At 70.5% G+C, this 16,324-nt stretch carries 19 protein-coding genes and 1 tRNA gene; 3 read left to right on the top strand and 17 right to left on the bottom strand.

Going from position 1 to position 16,324, the window contains the following annotated elements:
* Positions 1-16 precede the first annotated feature (16 nt).
* From caldi_RS15810 to caldi_RS15780, 7 genes are all read right to left on the bottom strand, one after another.
* The gene (locus tag caldi_RS15810) at positions 17-466 is read right to left on the bottom strand and encodes a 4Fe-4S binding protein (protein ID WP_264842709.1); all 450 of its coding nucleotides are present in this window, start codon (positions 464-466) and stop codon (positions 17-19) included.
* 47 nt (positions 467-513) lie between these two features.
* On the bottom strand, positions 514-1,158 hold the full coding sequence (locus tag caldi_RS15805; protein WP_264842708.1) for a hypothetical protein: 645 nt from the start codon (positions 1,156-1,158) through the stop codon (positions 514-516).
* A gap of 19 nt (positions 1,159-1,177) precedes the next feature.
* Entirely contained in the window at positions 1,178-2,122 is a 945-nt protein-coding gene (locus caldi_RS15800) for a c-type cytochrome (protein ID WP_264842707.1), read from the bottom strand.
* Between the two features lie 194 nt (positions 2,123-2,316).
* Positions 2,317-2,850, bottom strand: coding sequence for a QcrA and Rieske domain-containing protein (locus caldi_RS15795; RefSeq protein ID WP_264842706.1), 534 nt, complete (start codon positions 2,848-2,850; stop codon positions 2,317-2,319).
* A 67-nt stretch (positions 2,851-2,917) separates the two neighbouring features.
* The gene (locus caldi_RS15790) at positions 2,918-3,694 is read right to left on the bottom strand and encodes a cytochrome b family protein (RefSeq protein ID WP_264842705.1); all 777 of its coding nucleotides are present in this window, start codon (positions 3,692-3,694) and stop codon (positions 2,918-2,920) included.
* Between the two features lie 40 nt (positions 3,695-3,734).
* Positions 3,735-4,517 carry a selenite/tellurite reduction operon b-type cytochrome ExtP gene (extP, locus tag caldi_RS15785; RefSeq protein WP_264842704.1) on the bottom strand — a complete coding sequence of 261 codons (783 nt, stop codon included), beginning with the start codon at positions 4,515-4,517 and terminating at the stop codon, positions 3,735-3,737.
* Between the two features lie 192 nt (positions 4,518-4,709).
* Complete coding sequence (locus caldi_RS15780) at positions 4,710-4,856, bottom strand: hypothetical protein (RefSeq protein ID WP_264842703.1); 147 nt, start codon at positions 4,854-4,856, stop codon at positions 4,710-4,712.
* A 502-nt stretch (positions 4,857-5,358) separates the two neighbouring features.
* Here caldi_RS15780 and caldi_RS15775 point away from each other — a divergent pair.
* Entirely contained in the window at positions 5,359-5,724 is a 366-nt protein-coding gene (locus tag caldi_RS15775; protein ID WP_264842702.1) for a cupredoxin domain-containing protein, read from the top strand.
* 72 nt (positions 5,725-5,796) lie between these two features.
* Here the strand turns inward: caldi_RS15775 and caldi_RS15770 are convergent.
* The 6 genes from caldi_RS15770 to dusB all read right to left on the bottom strand — a co-directional run bounded on the left by caldi_RS15770 (position 5,797) and on the right by dusB (position 10,485).
* Positions 5,797-5,871 (bottom strand) — tRNA-Ala (locus caldi_RS15770).
* Between the two features lie 107 nt (positions 5,872-5,978).
* Positions 5,979-6,452, bottom strand: a complete 474-nt coding sequence (gene greA, locus caldi_RS15765; RefSeq protein ID WP_264842701.1) for a transcription elongation factor GreA — start codon at positions 6,450-6,452, stop codon at positions 5,979-5,981.
* A 259-nt stretch (positions 6,453-6,711) separates the two neighbouring features.
* A complete protein-coding gene (locus caldi_RS15760) occupies positions 6,712-7,806 on the bottom strand; it encodes a shikimate dehydrogenase (RefSeq protein WP_264842700.1) in 1,095 nt (364 codons plus the stop codon).
* A complete protein-coding gene (locus tag caldi_RS15755; protein WP_264842699.1) occupies positions 7,766-8,740 on the bottom strand; it encodes an HAD family hydrolase in 975 nt (324 codons plus the stop codon). Before caldi_RS15755 ends, caldi_RS15760 begins: the two co-directional genes overlap by 41 nt.
* Positions 8,737-9,282: a helix-turn-helix domain-containing protein gene (locus caldi_RS15750; protein ID WP_264842698.1), complete on the bottom strand. Its 546-nt coding sequence runs from the start codon at positions 9,280-9,282 to the stop codon at positions 8,737-8,739. The genes caldi_RS15755 and caldi_RS15750 overlap by 4 nt, the downstream gene beginning before the upstream one ends.
* 132 nt (positions 9,283-9,414) lie before the next feature.
* Positions 9,415-10,485, bottom strand: a complete 1,071-nt coding sequence (dusB, locus tag caldi_RS15745) for a tRNA dihydrouridine synthase DusB (RefSeq protein WP_319951773.1) — start codon at positions 10,483-10,485, stop codon at positions 9,415-9,417.
* A 118-nt stretch (positions 10,486-10,603) separates the two neighbouring features.
* Here dusB and caldi_RS15740 point away from each other — a divergent pair, with 118 nt between their 5' ends.
* Positions 10,604-11,518 carry a DUF1028 domain-containing protein gene (locus caldi_RS15740; RefSeq protein WP_264842697.1) on the top strand — a complete coding sequence of 305 codons (915 nt, stop codon included), beginning with the start codon at positions 10,604-10,606 and terminating at the stop codon, positions 11,516-11,518.
* A gap of 7 nt (positions 11,519-11,525) precedes the next feature.
* Here caldi_RS15740 and caldi_RS15735 read toward each other — a convergent pair whose 3' ends face one another.
* From caldi_RS15735 to caldi_RS15720, 4 genes are all read right to left on the bottom strand, one after another.
* Positions 11,526-12,020 (bottom strand): ECF transporter S component, encoded by a 495-nt coding sequence (locus caldi_RS15735; protein ID WP_264842696.1) that lies wholly within the window; start codon positions 12,018-12,020, stop codon positions 11,526-11,528.
* A gap of 80 nt (positions 12,021-12,100) precedes the next feature.
* Positions 12,101-12,895 (bottom strand): energy-coupling factor transporter transmembrane component T family protein, encoded by a 795-nt coding sequence (locus caldi_RS15730; RefSeq protein WP_264842695.1) that lies wholly within the window; start codon positions 12,893-12,895, stop codon positions 12,101-12,103.
* On the bottom strand, positions 12,892-13,830 hold the full coding sequence (locus caldi_RS15725) for an ATP-binding cassette domain-containing protein (protein WP_264842694.1): 939 nt from the start codon (positions 13,828-13,830) through the stop codon (positions 12,892-12,894). Before caldi_RS15725 ends, caldi_RS15730 begins: the two co-directional genes overlap by 4 nt.
* Positions 13,815-14,690, bottom strand: a complete 876-nt coding sequence (locus caldi_RS15720) for an ATP-binding cassette domain-containing protein (RefSeq protein WP_264842693.1) — start codon at positions 14,688-14,690, stop codon at positions 13,815-13,817. Before caldi_RS15720 ends, caldi_RS15725 begins: the two co-directional genes overlap by 16 nt.
* Positions 14,691-15,208: 518 nt before the next feature.
* Here caldi_RS15720 and caldi_RS15715 point away from each other — a divergent pair.
* Positions 15,209-16,267, top strand: coding sequence for a helix-turn-helix domain-containing protein (locus tag caldi_RS15715; RefSeq protein WP_264842692.1), 1,059 nt, complete (start codon positions 15,209-15,211; stop codon positions 16,265-16,267).
* Positions 16,268-16,324: the final 57 nt, after the last annotated feature.

The raw sequence follows: 16,324 nt of genomic DNA, 5'->3' as shown, positions 1-16,324 counted from the left end.
GTCCCCGTCGTCACGTTCAGGCGCGGCCCTCGAGCACGAGCGCCGGGTGCTTCTCTTCCTTCGGCATCACGATGATCGCACCCTTGGCGCAGACCTCCTCGCACTCCCGGCAGGATACGCAGGCGTTCGGCTTGGTCAGCACCGCGATCCCGGCGAAGTCGCCCTCGCCGGAGAGCTCGAGGCAATCGAACGGGCAGATCTCCACGCAGAAGTTGCAGCCCGTGCAGGCCACCGGGTCGACCACCGGCTTGGGCCAGTCGGCGCGCTTGGGGATGCGGGGCTTGTAGACGCCGAACTCGTCCTGGATCGCGAGCACCGGGCAGACACGCACGCAGGCGCTGCAATCGATGCAGAGCCTCGGGTCGATCACGTGCAGGCTGTTCCGCTCGCCCGTGATCGCTTCCGTGGGGCAGACGGACACGCACGCGGTGCACCCGATGCACTTTTCGTCGATGAAGTGGGCCACTCGGCACTCCTCCTCTGCCGCAGCTCCCGGCGCTCCCGCGCCCGGCGTCATCGGGGCCGGCCGTGCCCCTGCCGCTGTGGCGTTCCGACCCAGGCCCTCCGGCGCAGCCGCCGCGTCACCCGGATCCGCTGATCGGCGGCCAGCCGCTCCGGCTCCTCGAAGCGCCGGACGTACGCCCCGGCCTCCTCGGGCTCCAGGACCGTGACAGCGCCCTGGCGGTCGGCAGGCGAGGCGGGCCGCCGGGTCAGGGCGACCACCGGCTCCACGACCGCCCCCTCGGGCAGCTCCCCCCGCGCCACGGCGGCGACCCACGCCGCCGCGTGCTGCGCCCGCTCCCGGGCCCGGCCGAGCCGCCGGGCGGCCCACCGCCCGGCCGGGCTGTCATCGAGGACGATCGCCAGGATCCCGGCCGGGCCCACCACCACGTAATCGGGCGCTTCCGGCGCCGGACGCCCTCCGGCCCAGTCGGTGATCACGAAGGCGGGTCCGAGGCCCACCAGGACCCTCTCCAGCCGCCGGCGCCCGGCGTGGAACTGGCTGCGGGCCAGCACAATGCTCCCGGCGAGCCCGAGCACGAACAGCCCGATCGTCGCCGCCATCCGCGCCATCGGGGTGGCGCCGGCGGTGGCCGCCCGGAGCAGGGCGCCGGCAGCGAGCGCGCCGGCCAGCAGCGCGACCGTCCCCCACCTCACGCCGCCAGCCCCCCGCAGGCTACTTCAGGCCCAGCAGGTAGCGGATGATGAGGTCCATCTCCTGATCGGAGAGCTTCCCCTCGAACGCCGGCATGTAGCTGTTGATCCCGGAGACGACGGGGTTCTTCAGCTCCGGCTCCGGCCCGGTGCCGAGGCGGTTCGCGCTCCAGTAGATGGGCATGCGCTCCTCGTTCGGCACCTTCTGCGGGTTGGAGATCCACCGGCGCAGGAACTCCGCGTCGAAGCCCCAGCTGCCCGCCCTGGTCAGGTCCGGACCGACCTTGCCGCCGACCGAGCCGATCGTATGGCAGGTCAGGCACATGCTCTTCGGCAGGTCGGCGAGCAGGGCGGTAACCTGCTTCATCTCCTCCTCGGTCAGGCCCTGGGACCTGGGCAGGAGCTTCGGGATGTCCTCCTTCGGATTCTGACCGTAGAAGGGCTGCTGGACAGGGAACTCGTTGCTGCCGATGCTGTGCCAGTAGTCCGGGCTGTTCGGGTCGTCGGGGTCGACCGGCATGTTGCCGAGCATGATGAAGTACGTGAGCGCCTTCACCATGTGCTCGTCCATGGGCCCGCCGTTCTCACGGAGCCACGGCGGCATCTGGCTGTAAGAGAGCCAGTGCTTGCCCTCCACCTTCACCCAGCGGGTGGTGACCGTGCCCGGCCGGCCCTTGGCGATGGTGTCGTAGAGGTACTGGTAGCGGTCCTTGAAGGCGGGGTCGAGCGGGTGACCCTGGTTCTCCTTCCTGTTCAGGGGCATCCCGACGACGCCCTCGCCCCAGGGACCGTGACACTGGATGCAGTTCTGGGCGTACAGCTTGGCGCCGAGCTCGACGTACTCCCGGTCCTGGCGCGCCTGCGCGGCCGGCATCCGCCAGGCCTCCCGCACCGCGGCCACGATGAACAGCGCGACCAGGACGAAGGAGAGGACGCTGATCACGAAGTACTTGCGCGGGTTCCGCAACGCGTTGTGCCCCTTTCCCTACCGCTGGCCTGCGTCCGCCGCCTGCAGCCGCGGACGTCTCAGTAGTCGCCGATCCAGCGCTGCAGGAAGTAGACACCCACCAGGGTGCCGAGAAAGAGGAGAAACACGATGAGGAGCTCGACGGATTCGCTGACGTGGATCCCGAACCAGGGGCTCACTTCCGTTTCTCCCCTCTAGACCTTCGTCACGTGTTCGGGCAGGTGGCGCGGACGCTGGGTGATCTTGCCGGTGTCGACCCAGATGTTGTCCCCGTCGATCTCGATGGCCATGATGTCCATGGGCCGCGGCGCCGGGCCACCCACGTTCTGCCCGGTCTTCTCGTAGATGGAGCCGTGGCACGGGCAGTGGAACAGGTTCTCGCTCTCGTTCCACGGAACCGTGCAGCCCAGGTGCGGACACTTCCAGTACAGGGCGATGACGCCCTCGGGCAGGCGGGAGAGGTAGAACTTCCCTTCCCGGACCTTGAGCGGCGGGTCGTCCGGGCTCAGTTCGCTGAGCTTCTTGGGAACGAGCACCCGCCCGCCGAAGCCGGACACCTTCGCCGGCCAGAGCATGACCCCGGCTCCCACCAGCGCCTGGGCAGCGAACAGGCCGATCGTCCCGTACATGCCGCTTCGCAGGAACTGCCGGCGGGTGACCTCCGGGCGTGCTGCCTCCCGGGCCGGTACCGCCGGTGCCGGCGGCGCCGCTTCCTTCCTTTCCTTCACGCTCACTTCATCTTCACCTCGGCCTTGATTTATCCCAAGCTTCGATCCCGGCTTCACCGGGCCACGCTCACTCCGGCGGCGTGACCTCCCACGGCCACATGAGGAGCATGCTGTGCCCTCGGAAGGCGGTGCCGATGATGGTGAGGAGGACGAAGGAAGCGAAGTAGAACGTCCCCAGCGCGATCATGACCTCGCGCGTGTTGGCCTTCCACCGCCGGCGGACGATCTCGGCCAGGATCCAGGGGATCGCCACCATCAGCCCGCTGGGAAGCAGGATCTTGCCGAGCCACTCCCAGCCGACGCCGATCTTCACCATGCCGGGGAAGAGGTCGTTGAGCCAGAAGGTGAGGTGGCGCTCGATGCCCTTGATCTCCTGGCCGGCGGCGTCCTTGGTGACCCAGAACTCGTCGATCAGGATGAGCACCAGTTCCCAGATCCAGGTGTAGACCCAGGAGAAGATCGTGATGGGAATCCCCTTGCGGGTGCTGAACCAGATCCCCGTGCCCCGCCGGTCCCGGTCGACGTAAGGGATCATCGCCAGGAGGAGAAGGGCGGCGCCGGGCACGATGACGCCGGCCAGGGCCGGGTGCATGTGCAGGAGCAGCTCCTGCAGCCCCAGGAAGTACCACGGCGCCTTCGCCGGGTTCGGCGTCTGCTCCGGGTTGGCCAGGGCGAGCAAGGGCGCGTTGACGAACATCGACATGAGCGAGAGCGCGAGGGTCATGGCGATCGCCATGATCGCCTCGATGCTCACCAGGTAGGGCCAGGTGTAAACCATCTCCTCCTTCTCGGCCGGCTTCACCTTGGGCCCTGCCTGCTGGTACTTGGGGGTGGGCTGAGCCATCCGCTTTCCTCCTACGACTCAGTCGGCCCGGTCGGCCGGATCAGTCGGCGGCGCCGCCCAGAGGCTGGGGCTCGGGCGCCGGTGCGGTTTCCTCTTCGTCCTCATAGGGGATCGGGGTGGAGATGCCGCCGTCCTTGCGGACGCGCCAGAAGTGCACCGCCATGAGGACGATGGCCGCCAGCGGCAGCAGGAGCACGTGGAGCGTGTACCAGCGCACCAGGGTGGGCAGGCCGATGTCGTAGCCACCCAGGAGCACGAACCGGACCTGCTTGCCGATGAAGGGCGTGGACCCCGCCATGTTCGATCCGACCTGGATCGCCCAGTAGGCAAGCTGGTCCCACGGGAGGAGGTAGCCGGTGAACGAGAGGAGCACGGTCACGGTGAAGAGCACGACGCCGATGGCCCAGTTGAAGTCCCGGGGAGGCTTGTAGGCGCCGGTGTAGAAGACCCGGGCCATGTGCAGCCACACGGCGAGGACCATGCCGTGCGCGGCCCAGCGGTGCAGGTTGCGGGAAAACATACCGAAGATGACGTCGGTTTCGAGGGCCTGCACGGAGAAGTACGCGTCCGGTACCGCGGGCACGTAGTAGAACATGAGCCAGACGCCGGTTACCGTGAGGATGAGGAACATGAGAAGCGACAGGCCGCCGAGCCCCCATGTGTAGCTCACCCGTATGGCCCGGCGGGGCACCTTCACCGGATGCAGGTGCAGGACCACGCTGTTCAGGATGACAAGGACCTGATTCCGCGGCGTGTCCGGGTACTCGTTGCGATAGATCGACTTATAGAGGGTGGTCTGCTTGAACTTCGACCACAATCCCACCAGGCGCCCACCTCCCGTGACCGGTCGATATCCGAGTCGATATCCGAATGGGCCTTTGGTCTACCCCGACCAGTAGGAAAGGCCTACTCGAACCGCGCACCCATTATAACCGCAGGGACAGGGGCATTCAATCCGACCGGGGATGGAACCCCCCCCACCCGGAGGGCAGGGAAAAACGGGCATGGAAGGGCTTCAGAAGCGGTACGTGGGGTGGGTTCCGTGAATGAAGACGTTGGTGATGATGTAATACACAAAGAACGTGCGGATGCCGAGGTAGACCACAAGCAGCCAGCGCGGCACGGGTCCGTGGCCGCCTTCGGTGTGGGAGGGGTGCGTCACCGCGTCCGCCTCCTCGGCTCGCGGGCAATGGGGCGTCCGGCGCCTGCCGGGCACGCCGCACGGTGACCCCTCCGAGGCAACTTGCTGGTGATTGTAGTATCGGCTCCCTTCTATGTTAGTGTCAATACTTCGTTATTCCATCGGTTCTCTAAGTAGAAATAGGACCCTACTAGAAGTAGAAGCTAGACCCTACTCGGGTAGGGCGCCTCACCGATTGTTTCCCGGGTGATAGTCGGGCGTATGACCTACCCCGACCGGACGCGCGCCGAGGGTAAAGGGCGGCATTCCGCCCGCCGCCCGAGCCCCCCCTCGCTGCGCCCGATGTGTACTCTGTCGGTTTATTTAATGCTTGCGCTCCGAAACCCCCCGTGCTATCCTTGGTGCGTGGTCGGCGCGTCCGGCCCTCTCTTCCGTACAGGCCGGTCTCCGGGCTCGCCGGCGGGGCGTCCGGGTGCGCCGAACCGATACGGAAATCCATGCGCAGCAGAGGAGTGAGGGGGTAGTGAAGCGGCTCCTGTCCGCCCTGGTCCTGACCCTGGCCGTGGCCGTCCTGGTCGCGGGCTGCGGCGGCGGAGGCTCCAGCAGCTCCGTCACGGATCTGGGCACCGTCAAGCTCACCGACAACATGAGGTTCGAGCCCAACACCTTCACGGGCAAGGTGGGCAAGTTTAAGGTCACGCTCCAGAACACGGGCACACAGATTCACGACTTTGTCATTCCTGATGCGAACGTTAAAGTTACGGTGAATCCAAACCAGACGGTAACGAAAGAGTTCGAGATCACGAAAGAAGGCGAGTACACCATCGAGTGCACCCAGCCCGGCCACAAGGACCTGGGCATGACGGGCAAGCTGACCGTCACGAAGTAGCACACCGGACGCGAGAGGCCAGGTCAGCGGTGTATCGCTGACCTGGCCTTTCCCCGCGCACTGCCTTTCACCTGGTGGAGCCGATGGGATTCGAACCCACGACCTCCGCCTTGCAAGGGCGGCGCTCTCCCTCTGAGCTACGACCCCACGAACGTACCGGCCGCTCCTGCTCCGCAGGCGGAAGCGCCAGGACTGCCGGCCGGCGCACGCTCCAATCTACCACGCACCCGCAGGCCCGTCAACCCGCCTCCGGCTCAGTGGATCTCCAGGATCTGCACCCGCATCGCCCCGGCGGGCGCGTCGACCTCCACGATGGCGCCGACCTTCTGCCCCATGATCGCCCGGCCGACGGGGGACTCGTCCGAGATCCGGTTCTCTGCCGGGTTCGCCTCGAGGGTGCCGACGATGAGGTACTCCTCCTCCTCGCCGAGGTCGAGGTTCCGGATGCGCACCCGGCTGCCGAGCCCGACCCGCCCGCTGGGAGAACCGTTCTCGGTGAGGATCCGGGCGTTGCGCAGGGTCTTCTCCAGCTGGAGGATGCGGCCCTCGATGAACGCCTGCTCGTTCTTGGCGTCCTCGTATTCGGAGTTCTCGGCGATGTCCCCGTATTCCCGGGCCTGCCGGATCCGCTCGGCGATCTCGCGCCGGCGCACCGTCTTCAAGTACTCGAGTTCCTGCTCCAGCTTCTTCAGCCCGTCCCGGGAAAGGTAGACCTCTTTCTCTGCCACCGGACGATCCGCCCCTTCGTGTGGGCCCCTGGCCCGGAGCCGGGGCACCCGCTTCGAACCGCGACCCCCCGCCGTCCTGCGTTGCGTGAAATGGTATCGGCTAGACGATTTCGCCGTCGGGCCGGCAATCCCTGCCTGATCGGTGGGGCCCGCCCCGCAAGCGGCCTCGCCGGCGTGCCCCACACAAAACCACCCCGACCGCTCTCGGGGTGGTCCCAATGTATGTGGCGCTTCGCCGCGATTGACCATGTCCCCGACGTCACACGGGGAGGGCCTCCTGCCGGCGCCGGGCCTGCGCCCGCTCGCGGATGCGGCGGACCTGACCGGGGTCCACGGCCCGGTGAAAGCTGCGGATGCCGGCCAGGCGGAACCCGTGGCGCTGGGCGAGCCGCGCCATCTCGTCCACCTGCTCCACGGTGAGGTCGCGCCCCAGGGTGAAATTCTCGTACCGGCCCTCGAGGGCCAGGAGCATCGTCTCGGCCAGGCAGGCCGGCGCCGTGCCGGGCGGGAAGCCGTCCGCCTCCAGCCCGGTGCGAACAGGGACCTGCACGAGCCCGCCGTCGACCACCAGGACGTCGTCCCGCACGGCGGCCACCTGCTCGTCGACGTCGCGGGGCATCGCCACGTCGCAGACCACGGCGCCCGCTCGCAGCATCTCCGGCCGGATGATGCCCCCGCCGCTGCTGGAAACGGCGATGACCACGTCCATGCGGGGCAGGGCCCGCTCGACCTGGTCGGACACCGCCGGCACCAGCCCGGTCTCGCGGCGGATCTGCTCCGCCACGCGCTCGAGCCGCTCGACCTGCGGACCGATCAGGGTCAGGTGCCGCACCTCCCGGGCCAGGATGCGCGCGCACGCAGCGCCGATCGCCCCGCCGGCGCCGACCACGGCCACCTCGGCGCGGTCGAGGTCGTGCCCCATGAGCCGGGCCCCCTCCCGGGCGCCCTGCAGGGCGGCCCACACGGTGAGGCTGTTGCCCGTGGTGATGGCGATCGGAGACCGCCGCGCCACCTCCACCCCGGCGCCGCCGGGGAGGGCCGAGTAAGCGCCCAGCCCCATGACCCTCGCCCCCAGGCGGGCCGCCACGCGGGCGGCCCGGACGACCCGGTCGACCAGCAGCCCGTCCGGCAGCTCCTTCCACTGCCGGGCGGTCAGGGGGATGCCGATCAGCCAGCCCTGGGCGGAACCGTGTGGCGTCTGTACCGGCGGGATCGCGTGGTACGGAAACGGCGGTACCCAGCGCATCACCGCCTCCACGGCCCGCTCGGGAAGCAGCCCGAGCCCCGGCCACTTCCGGCGGATGCGGGATACGTCAAACGGGTGCACCGTGAACGCGTACAGCCCGCGTTCCAAGCCCGTTCCCCCCTTGCTCACCGCTCTCCCCCCGGTCGAGATACTCGACGCGGGGTCTCAGCTGGAGGCGGTCGAGGAGCACCTCGTAATCCTCGGGCCGCAGGTCCTCCGGCCGCCGCCCGGAAAGGGCCACCAGGGCGGCCTCCATCACATTGGTGCCGAAGGACCGCCCGCCCAGCTCCGGCGTGGTGGTGACGAGCATCCGCACGCCCCGCCGGCGCAGGTCCTCCACGTCCTGTGCCGTGACCGTGTTCGTGAGGATGACCTTGCCCGTGAGGTCGGCGGGCATGTACCGGCGGATGAAGTGGAAGTCCCCGGCGATCAGTTCGTGCTCGCGGAAGAGGCGCTCGAACCGCGGCGTGGTCTCGTGCTGCTTCTCCCCGGTCGGGTACAGCCATTCGAAGGGAAGCAGGACGATGATCGGCCCGAGGACCGCGCCCACCCGCTCGACCTGCTTCCACGACCGCAGCGGCACGGGAATCCCCAGCACGAAGTAGAAGTCGCCGTACAGCACCCGCGCCCCGGCCGCCTCCAGGGCTTCGGCCATGCCGAAGCGGTCGACCCCCGACACCAGGAGCGTCCGCATCCCCCGCAAGGGCAGGATCCCTTCCCGGGCCAGGTACTCGACCACCCGGCGCTCGAGCGTGTTCTTGAGCCCGGAGCCGTCGACGATGGGGGTCTTCTTGGGAGCGCGGGCGATCGGCAGGGCATCGCGCAGCACCAGCCGCTTCCTGCCCGCCCAGACGTAGAGGTCAATGCCGCCCATGCCGAAGGCGTCGACCTGCCCGTCCAGGGAGCGGATCAGCTCGATTGCCTTCTCCTTGCTGCCGTCGGTGCCGATCCGCTCGATGACCAGGGTCTCGCCCAGCATCTCCACCTGCACCCGGTGGTTGCGGGCCGAGGAGCCCAGCGACACGCTGACGATGCGCTTCACGCGGCGCCACCCTTCCCACGGATATCCCGCAGCAGCGCCCGCAGCTGGGCCGGGTCGTAGTACACGTCCGCCACCAGCGGAGACTTGCCGATCTCGACCAGGATGCAGTCCTTGCCGACCAGCGCCTCGATCACCGAGCCGCGGTAGTCCGACCCGAGCACCACGACCGTGTCGAACTCCCGGGCCCGGGCCGCCAGCTCCATGACGGTGTTGACCAGCTCGGCGCCGCTTTGCCGCCGCACGAACTCCTGCCGCTCCGCCTCCGTCATGAGGAGGGTGAACTCGACGCCCTCCTCCTCGCAGACGGCCTCCAGCTCGTCCTTGTTGGCCAGGGGGAAGCCGACGACCGCGATCCGCCGGCCCTTGTGGACCTCCCCCAGCGCCTCCAGGCGGGAGATGAAGGTGCGGTCGAGGTCGAGCCGCGCGGCGACGTCCTGCTGCGACATGCCCTTGGCCCGCATCTCCAGGATGCGGTCGACCTGCCGGGCAATCCGGCGCCGGCTGACCAGCTTGTCGCCGATCCGTACCAGGTCGTGATCCACGGCGCCGCCCCCTGCTGTGCACAAGTTTGTGCACCCACGAAGTCATGCTAGCACCGGGTGGCAGAGAAAATCAAGCCGGGCTGTGACACATCCCGGCTCAGGTATCATGTGGGGTGCGCGGGCCCGTGCAGGCTAGCCGATCCGGCACCCGGCCGCAGGGAGTCCGTGACGGCCAACCGGCTCGCCGGCCGGCGGCATCGCGCCGGCCGGCGCCCCTGCCGGGGCGCGTTCCAGCACGCCCAGCAGCACGGCCCGCATCTCCCCCGCCGTCTCCGCCCGCACGACGGCCGCCCGGGCCGCGGCGGCGCCGGGCAGGCCATGCAGGTACCAGGCGCCGTGCTTGCGCATCTCCCGCACCCCCAGGTACTCGCCCTTGTACGCCACCATGAGCTCGAGGTGCCGGAGGGCCATGCGGATCCGCTCCTCCGGGGTCGGCTCGGGCAGGAGCTCGCCGGTGCGCAGGTAATGGGCCGTGCGGCGGAAGATCCAGGGATTGCCGAGCGCCCCGCGGCCGATCGCCACGCCGGCCACGCCGGCGTCGCGAAGGCGGGCCGCCGCCTCCTGGGGCGTCGAGATGTCGCCGTTGCCGATGACCGGGATCCGCACCGACCGGGCGACGGCGGCGATCACGTCCCAGTCGGCCCGGCCGCTGTACTGCTGCTCCCGGGTGCGACCGTGCACCGTGATGGCCGCCGCACCGGCGTCCTCCAGGCGCCGGGCGAGGTCGACCGCGACGATGCTCTGACGGTCCCAGCCGATCCGCATCTTCACGGTGACGGGGAGAGGCGAGACCGCCCGCACGACGGCCCGGACGATGGCCTCGGCCGTGTCCGGCTCCCGCAGGAGGGAGGATCCGCCGCGTCCGCGGGTGATCTTGGGGGCCGGGCAGCCCATGTTGATGTCGATGAAGTCCGGACGGGCGTACTCGGCGGCCCGCACGGCGGCCCGGGCCATGGTCTCCGGGTCGTGGCCGAAGATCTGGACCCCGGCTGGCCGCTCCTCGTCCACAAGGGTCAGCATCTCCAGGGTGCGGGGGTTGCCGTGGAGGATGGCGTTGTCGTTGACGAACTCGGTCACCACCACGCCGCAACCCTGCTCCTTGCACAGCAGCCGGAACGGCCAGGACGTCACCCCCGCCATGGGCGCCAGGGCGATCGGCGGCTCGATCCGCAGCCGCCCGATGACCAGCTCCGCGGGCAGCACGCACTCACCCCCCTCGGGCCCTTCATTGTAGCACCACGGGGAAACGCCGTCTGCAGAGGGAAAGTGCCGGCCGGCCTCGAATCTTGTGGCGAGCATGTCCGGAACGGAGGGCCAGGTGTTGTCAAGGCCTCAGCCCTTGATCGGAACCTTCTCGATCGTCGCCCGCGACCCGGCGACCGGCGAGCTCGGTGTCGCGGTCCAGTCCCGGTTCCTCGCCGTCGGCGCCGTCGTGCCCTGGGCCCGCGCCGGGGTGGGAGCCGTCGCCACCCAGGCCCGGGCGAACGTCCGCTTCGGCCCGGAGGGGCTCGGTCTCCTCGCCCAGGGGCTTGCCGCCGCCGAGGTCCTGAACCGGCTCATCCAGGCCGACCCCGAGCGGGACCACCGGCAGGTGGCAATCGTCGACGCCCGGGGCACGGCCGCCGCCTGGACAGGGCCCGGGTGCCTGCCCTGGGCGGGACACCACGTCGGCGACAGCTACGCCTGCCAGGGCAACATCCTCGCCGGACCGGACGTCGTGCCGGCGATGGCCCGCGCGTTCGAGTCGGCAGGCGGCCACCTCGCCGACCGCCTGCTGGCCGCCCTGGAGGCAGGTCAGGCGGCCGGCGGCGACAGCCGCGGGATGCAGGCGGCGGCCCTCCTGGTGGTGCGCGAGAACGGCGGCTACCTGGGCGGCGACCGGCTCGTCGACCTCCGGGTCGACGACCACCCCCAGCCGATCGCCGAACTGCGCCGCCTCCTCGAGCTGAGCCGCCAGACCTTCCTGACGCCGACCCCGCCGGAGCGCTGGCTCCTCGACAGCCCCGAGAAGATCCAGGTGCTGCAGTCGCTCCTGCGCGAGGTCGGCGTCTTCGACGGGGCGGTGAGCGGCGAGCTCACGTACAACACCCGGGGTGCGCTGGCCGCCTGGTGCCAGGAGCACGGCCTGCCCAGGCACGACCCCTCGGGGGCGTGGGTACCCGGGGAGACCATCTACGCCCTCCGGGAGGCGGTGCTGCGCCTGCGGCGATCGGGCCCGGCGGACCCGGCCCGGTAGGGCCCGCCTACGGGCGGCCGTCCGTGAGCGGGATCCGCGCCTGCCGCAGCAGGGCCACGACCGCGAGCGTGATCCCCATGTCGACGAGGTGGTGGAGCAGGGTCCCCACTCCCACGACCACGCCCGCGCGGTACAGGTCGTATCCGAACGGGACCACGACGAGCGCCTCGCCCAGCGCGTGCGGAACCACCGCCGCGAGGAGGGCCGCCCAGGCGGGCCAGCCGCGGCGGTAGAGGACCGCGCTCATGTACCCCCAGACGATGTGGGTGGCGGCCCGGGCGGCGACCACGGGTCCGGTGGCCACGAGGAAGCCGAGGGTCGACCCGACCCCCACGAGCACGGCCACCGCCGGGCTGATGAACACGGCCAGCATGCTCGGCACGTGGGAGGCCAGGGTGGCCGTGAAGGGCGGGATCACGACCCGCAGGAACGTGAAGGCCAGGGGAATCACCAGGGCCAGGGCCGTCAGGAGGATGGCCAGACCCACGTCCCGAGGTTTCATGGGATCGGCTCCTTTCAGCAATCGAATGTCCGCGGCTGCCGGGCCGTGACCGGGCCGGGGGAAACGGCGGTCCGGCGGGGTCAGGGCCCCGCCAGGAGGGCAAGGGCGGCGGCGAGGAGCGTCGCGGCCAGGGCCACGAGGTCGGCGGGTCCCATGCGGCTTCGCCGGCGCGGGACCCTCCCGGCGCCGCCGCGGTACCCCCGGGCTTCCATGGCCAGGCCCAGCTCCTCCGCGCGCCGCAGGCTCGAGATCACGAGGGGCACCAGAAGGGGGAAGAGACGCCGCACGCGGGCGACGAGCGTCCCCGTCTCGAAGTCCACCCCCCGGGCCATCTGGGCCCGGCGGACCTTCTCCGCCTGCTCGAGCAGGGTGGGCACGAAGCGCAGGGCGCCGGTGGTGACGATGGCCACCTCGTACGGGTTGGCCCCGACGAGCCGGAGGGGAGCCAGGAGGCGCTCCACCCCCTCGGCGAGCTCGTCCGCCCGGGTGGTGAGGGTGACCAGCAAGACCGTCACCACCACCAGGAGCAGGCGCAGGGTCATGCGCAGCCCCTCCGCGACCCCGTCTCCCGTGACCCGCACCGGCCCCAGGCGGGCCAGTTCGGCCCCGCCGGTCGTTAACACGAGCTGGAAGGCGAACGTGAAGGCTGCGAAGACGAGGACCGGCCGCAGACCCCGCAGCAGGTAGCCGGGGGGAAGCCGGCCCACGGCGGCGGCCGCGGCGGTGGCGAGCGCCAGGAGGCCCAGCCCGTACCACGAGCGCACGACCAGGGCCACGGCGATGAGAATCGCTGCCGCCAGCAGCTTGCTCCGCGGGTCGAGCCGGTGCACGGGCGAGGACGCCGGCACGTAAGCGCCGAAGACCGGTGCCGTCATGCCGGTCCGCCCCCGATTCCGCCCTCGCCGGCCCCGTCCTCTCCGGCCACGCCGGTCCCGACCCGGGTGTCCGCACGGAGCCGGGCGAGGACGCGCGCCACCTCCTCGGCGGCCTCGGCCTCGGTGAGGCAGTCGAGCCGGACCGGCAGGCCGCAGTTCCGGAGCCCTTCCAGGAACGTCGTGACCCCCAGCGGCGTGAGGCCCAGCTCCCGGAGATGGTCGGGCCGGCCGAACACCTCCCGCGGCGTGCCGCACAGCGCCACCCGGCCGCCCGCCAGCACGGCGACCCGGTCCGCCAGGGCCGCGATCAGCTCGAGGTCGCTCGAGATCAGCACGACGCTCACGCCGGCCCCGTCCCGGAGGGAGCGGACCATCCCGGCAAGCTCCTCCCGTCCGGCGGGGTCGAGCCCGACCGTGGGCTCGTCCAGCACCAGGACGGCGGGCTCCATGGCCAGCACCCCGGCGACCGCCAGCCGCCGCTTCTCCCCGCCGCTCAGGGTGTGCGGCGCCCGGTGCCCGAAGGTCTGCCACGGGAGCCCTGCCCGGTCGAGGGCGACCCGGGCGCGCCGCAGCGCCTCCTCCGGCGGAACGCCCTGAGCCCGGGGACCCAGGGCCACGTCCTCCAGCGCCGTCCGCTCGAAGACCTGGTCCTCGGGCGCCTGGAACACGAGCCCGACCTGCCGGCGCACCCGGATCCGGAGATCCCGCCCGGCACGGGTGTCGACGCCGCCCACCACCACCCGGCCCTCGCCGGGACGGGGCACGAGGAGCGCGTTCAGGAACTGCGCCAGGGTGGACTTGCCGGCCTGGCCCGGCCCCGTCACCCCCAGGATCTCCCCGTCCCGCACCTCCAGGTCGACGCCGCGGAGCACGGGCCGGGCGAAGGGCGTGCCGGGTGCCAGCGTGTGCCGCAGGCCCTCTACCTGGATCGGCATAGGTGCGCGGTCAGCTCCTTCAGGTCCAGCACTCCGGAGGGGACGGACACGCCGCGCGCCCGCAAGGCGTCCGCCAGGCGGGCCGCCAGCGGCGGCTCGAGGCGGACGCCGCGCAGCTCCGCCGTCCGGGCGAAGACCTCCCGGGGCGACCCCTCGAGAGCGACCTGGCCCCCGGCCAGCACCACGACCCGGTCGGCCAGCACGGCTTCCTCCATGGCGTGGGTGACCAGCACCAGGCCGATGCCCTCCCCGCGCAGCCCGGCGATCGCCGCCCGGACCTCCTCCCGGCCAGCAGGGTCCAGGAGCGCCGTGGGCTCGTCCAGGACGAGGTAGCGCGGGCGCAGCGCCAGCGCCGCCGCCAGCGCAACCCGCTGCTTCTGGCCCGCCGCCAGCCGGTGGGGCGGCGCGTGCCGCAGCTCCCGCAGGCCCAGCCGGCCGAGGGCCTCCTCCACCCGGGCCACGGTTTCCTCCGGTGGCAGGCCGAGGTTCTCAGGGCCAAAGGCGACCTCGTCCTCCACCGTGCTGGCGAACAGCTGGTTATCCGGATTCTGGAAGACGATGCCGGTCAGCCGGCGCACGGCGGCCCGGCCGGCGGGGTCGGTGGTGGCGTGCCCGTCGACCCGCACCTCTCCGGAGGTCGGCAGGAGAAGGCCGCACAGGAGAAGGCCCAGGGTGGACTTCCCCGAGCCGTTGGGCCCCACCAGGGCGACGAACTCCCCCGGATTCAGTGTCATGTTTACACGGTTTAGCGCCTGGATCGGCGCCTCCCCGCCGGCGCCGTAGACCACGCCGGCGTCCCGGACCTCGATCAGGGCCTCCGCCCCCCGGCAGCCGCGATGGCTTGTCCCGCGAGATGGCAACTTGAGTATAGCACAGCCGGTCTGCCATCTGACAGGGGGGCCAGGCGGCCGCTGTGGGCCGCGCGGCTGCGGTGGGCCAGGCCGGCCACTGGGTTCCAGCCCCGATCTGGACGCCGGGCTCACCTTCAGCATGGCACCGGCGGTGGGCACCTCTGCGCGTGTTCCACCTTGCGGAGTGACGTCACTCCCAGCGGAACGAAACGCAGAGTCTGACAGGCGAGGGGTGGCCTCGCCTCTCAAGTTTTGCGTCCCGTGACCGGTGTGGGGACGGAAGAAGGCCGGTTCAGGGGGGGCCGCGGCGTTCAATGTTACCGAAAGTGGATGTTATGTCGACAATAGCGGCGCAGACGACGGACCAAAACGCAAACTTTGACAGGCAAAGGCTCGACTTACCTGTCAGGTTCTGCGTTTGGGAGGAAAGTAGAGCCAGCTCATCCAATCTATGACTCTGATCATCAGCCAAGCAGAGGTGGTCTGCCCTGGAGCGCGCCGCCCTGGAACACACCCTCTGGTGGACCGTGCGGGTACCGGTGAGTATCGTGGGCGACCGGCGCCTCCGACCGGAAGCCCGCTACCTTTACATGGTGCTCCTGCGCCACTGCAGTCCGGGTGTCTGGCAGTGCCGGCTCTCCCTCCCCGACCTCCTCGTGCACACCGGGTTCGGCAGCACGAACACCGTGCGAAGCCACCTGGCCCGACTGGAACGGGAAGGATGGCTCTCCATCAAGAAGGCACGCAGCCACCGGCCCACCCTGTATGCGCTGCATACGCCGCACGGCCCGGTGTCTGCAGAGCTCACGGTGGCGGTGCCGGCCAGCCTCATCACGCTGCCTCCGCTCTCCCCGGGCGCGAAGTGCCTGTACGCTGCCCTGCTCGCCCGCCGCGAGCCGGGGACCCGGAAATGTGCCGCGCGCCAGCTGGAGGTGCTCCGCTGGTCGGGCCTGGGCAGCGACAACACCCTGCGCGGCCAGCTCGAACGCCTGCAGCAGGCAGGTTGGTTGCAGGTTCACCGGAACCCGGGGGCGAGTGGCTCCACCTACGAACTCCTCGACCCCCACCGGGCAGCCCGAGAGGCCGAACTGGAACGGGTGAAGCTCCGGCTGGGACGGGAAGCCTTCAAGGGCGAAGCCGTGATGAAGGAACTGCTGAACGTCCGGGTCGCTGACAACCGGTTCCAGGACAACGCCCGGCCAGGGTTCCTGGTGAACCCGCTCACGGGGGAGCGCCTGGAGCTCGACCGTTACTACCTGGCAGGCGTGGCGCTGGAGTTCAACGGCCGCCAGCACTACGGGCCGACCGGCGCCTTTCCCGACCCCGGGGAGGCCCGCCAGCAGCGCCTGCGCGACCTGGTCAAGGACGCCCTGGCCAGGCAATACGGCGTCCACCTGGTGGTGGTGCACCCCGAAGACCTCACTTTCGAACGGCTGGCGGAGAAACTGAAGGGCCTCCTCCCGCTGCGCGAGCTGCGGAAGGAGGACCCGGTCGTCGGGTACCTGGACAAGGTCAGCAAGGCCTACGTCCGGAAGGCCACGCGGGGAGAGCCGGGGGATGTCTCCCCGGCACCCCTGCGGCCGTGACGGGGGCGCCGGGTCGCACCAGGCCGGGATCCGGTCGGACCCATCGGTCCGGGGCGG

It is taken from the genome of Caldinitratiruptor microaerophilus, from assembly GCF_025999835.1.
GTDB classification, from domain to species: domain Bacteria; phylum Bacillota; class Sulfobacillia; order Symbiobacteriales; family ZC4RG38; genus Caldinitratiruptor; species Caldinitratiruptor microaerophilus.
This window is presented reverse-complemented; position numbering and strand designations above follow the sequence as displayed.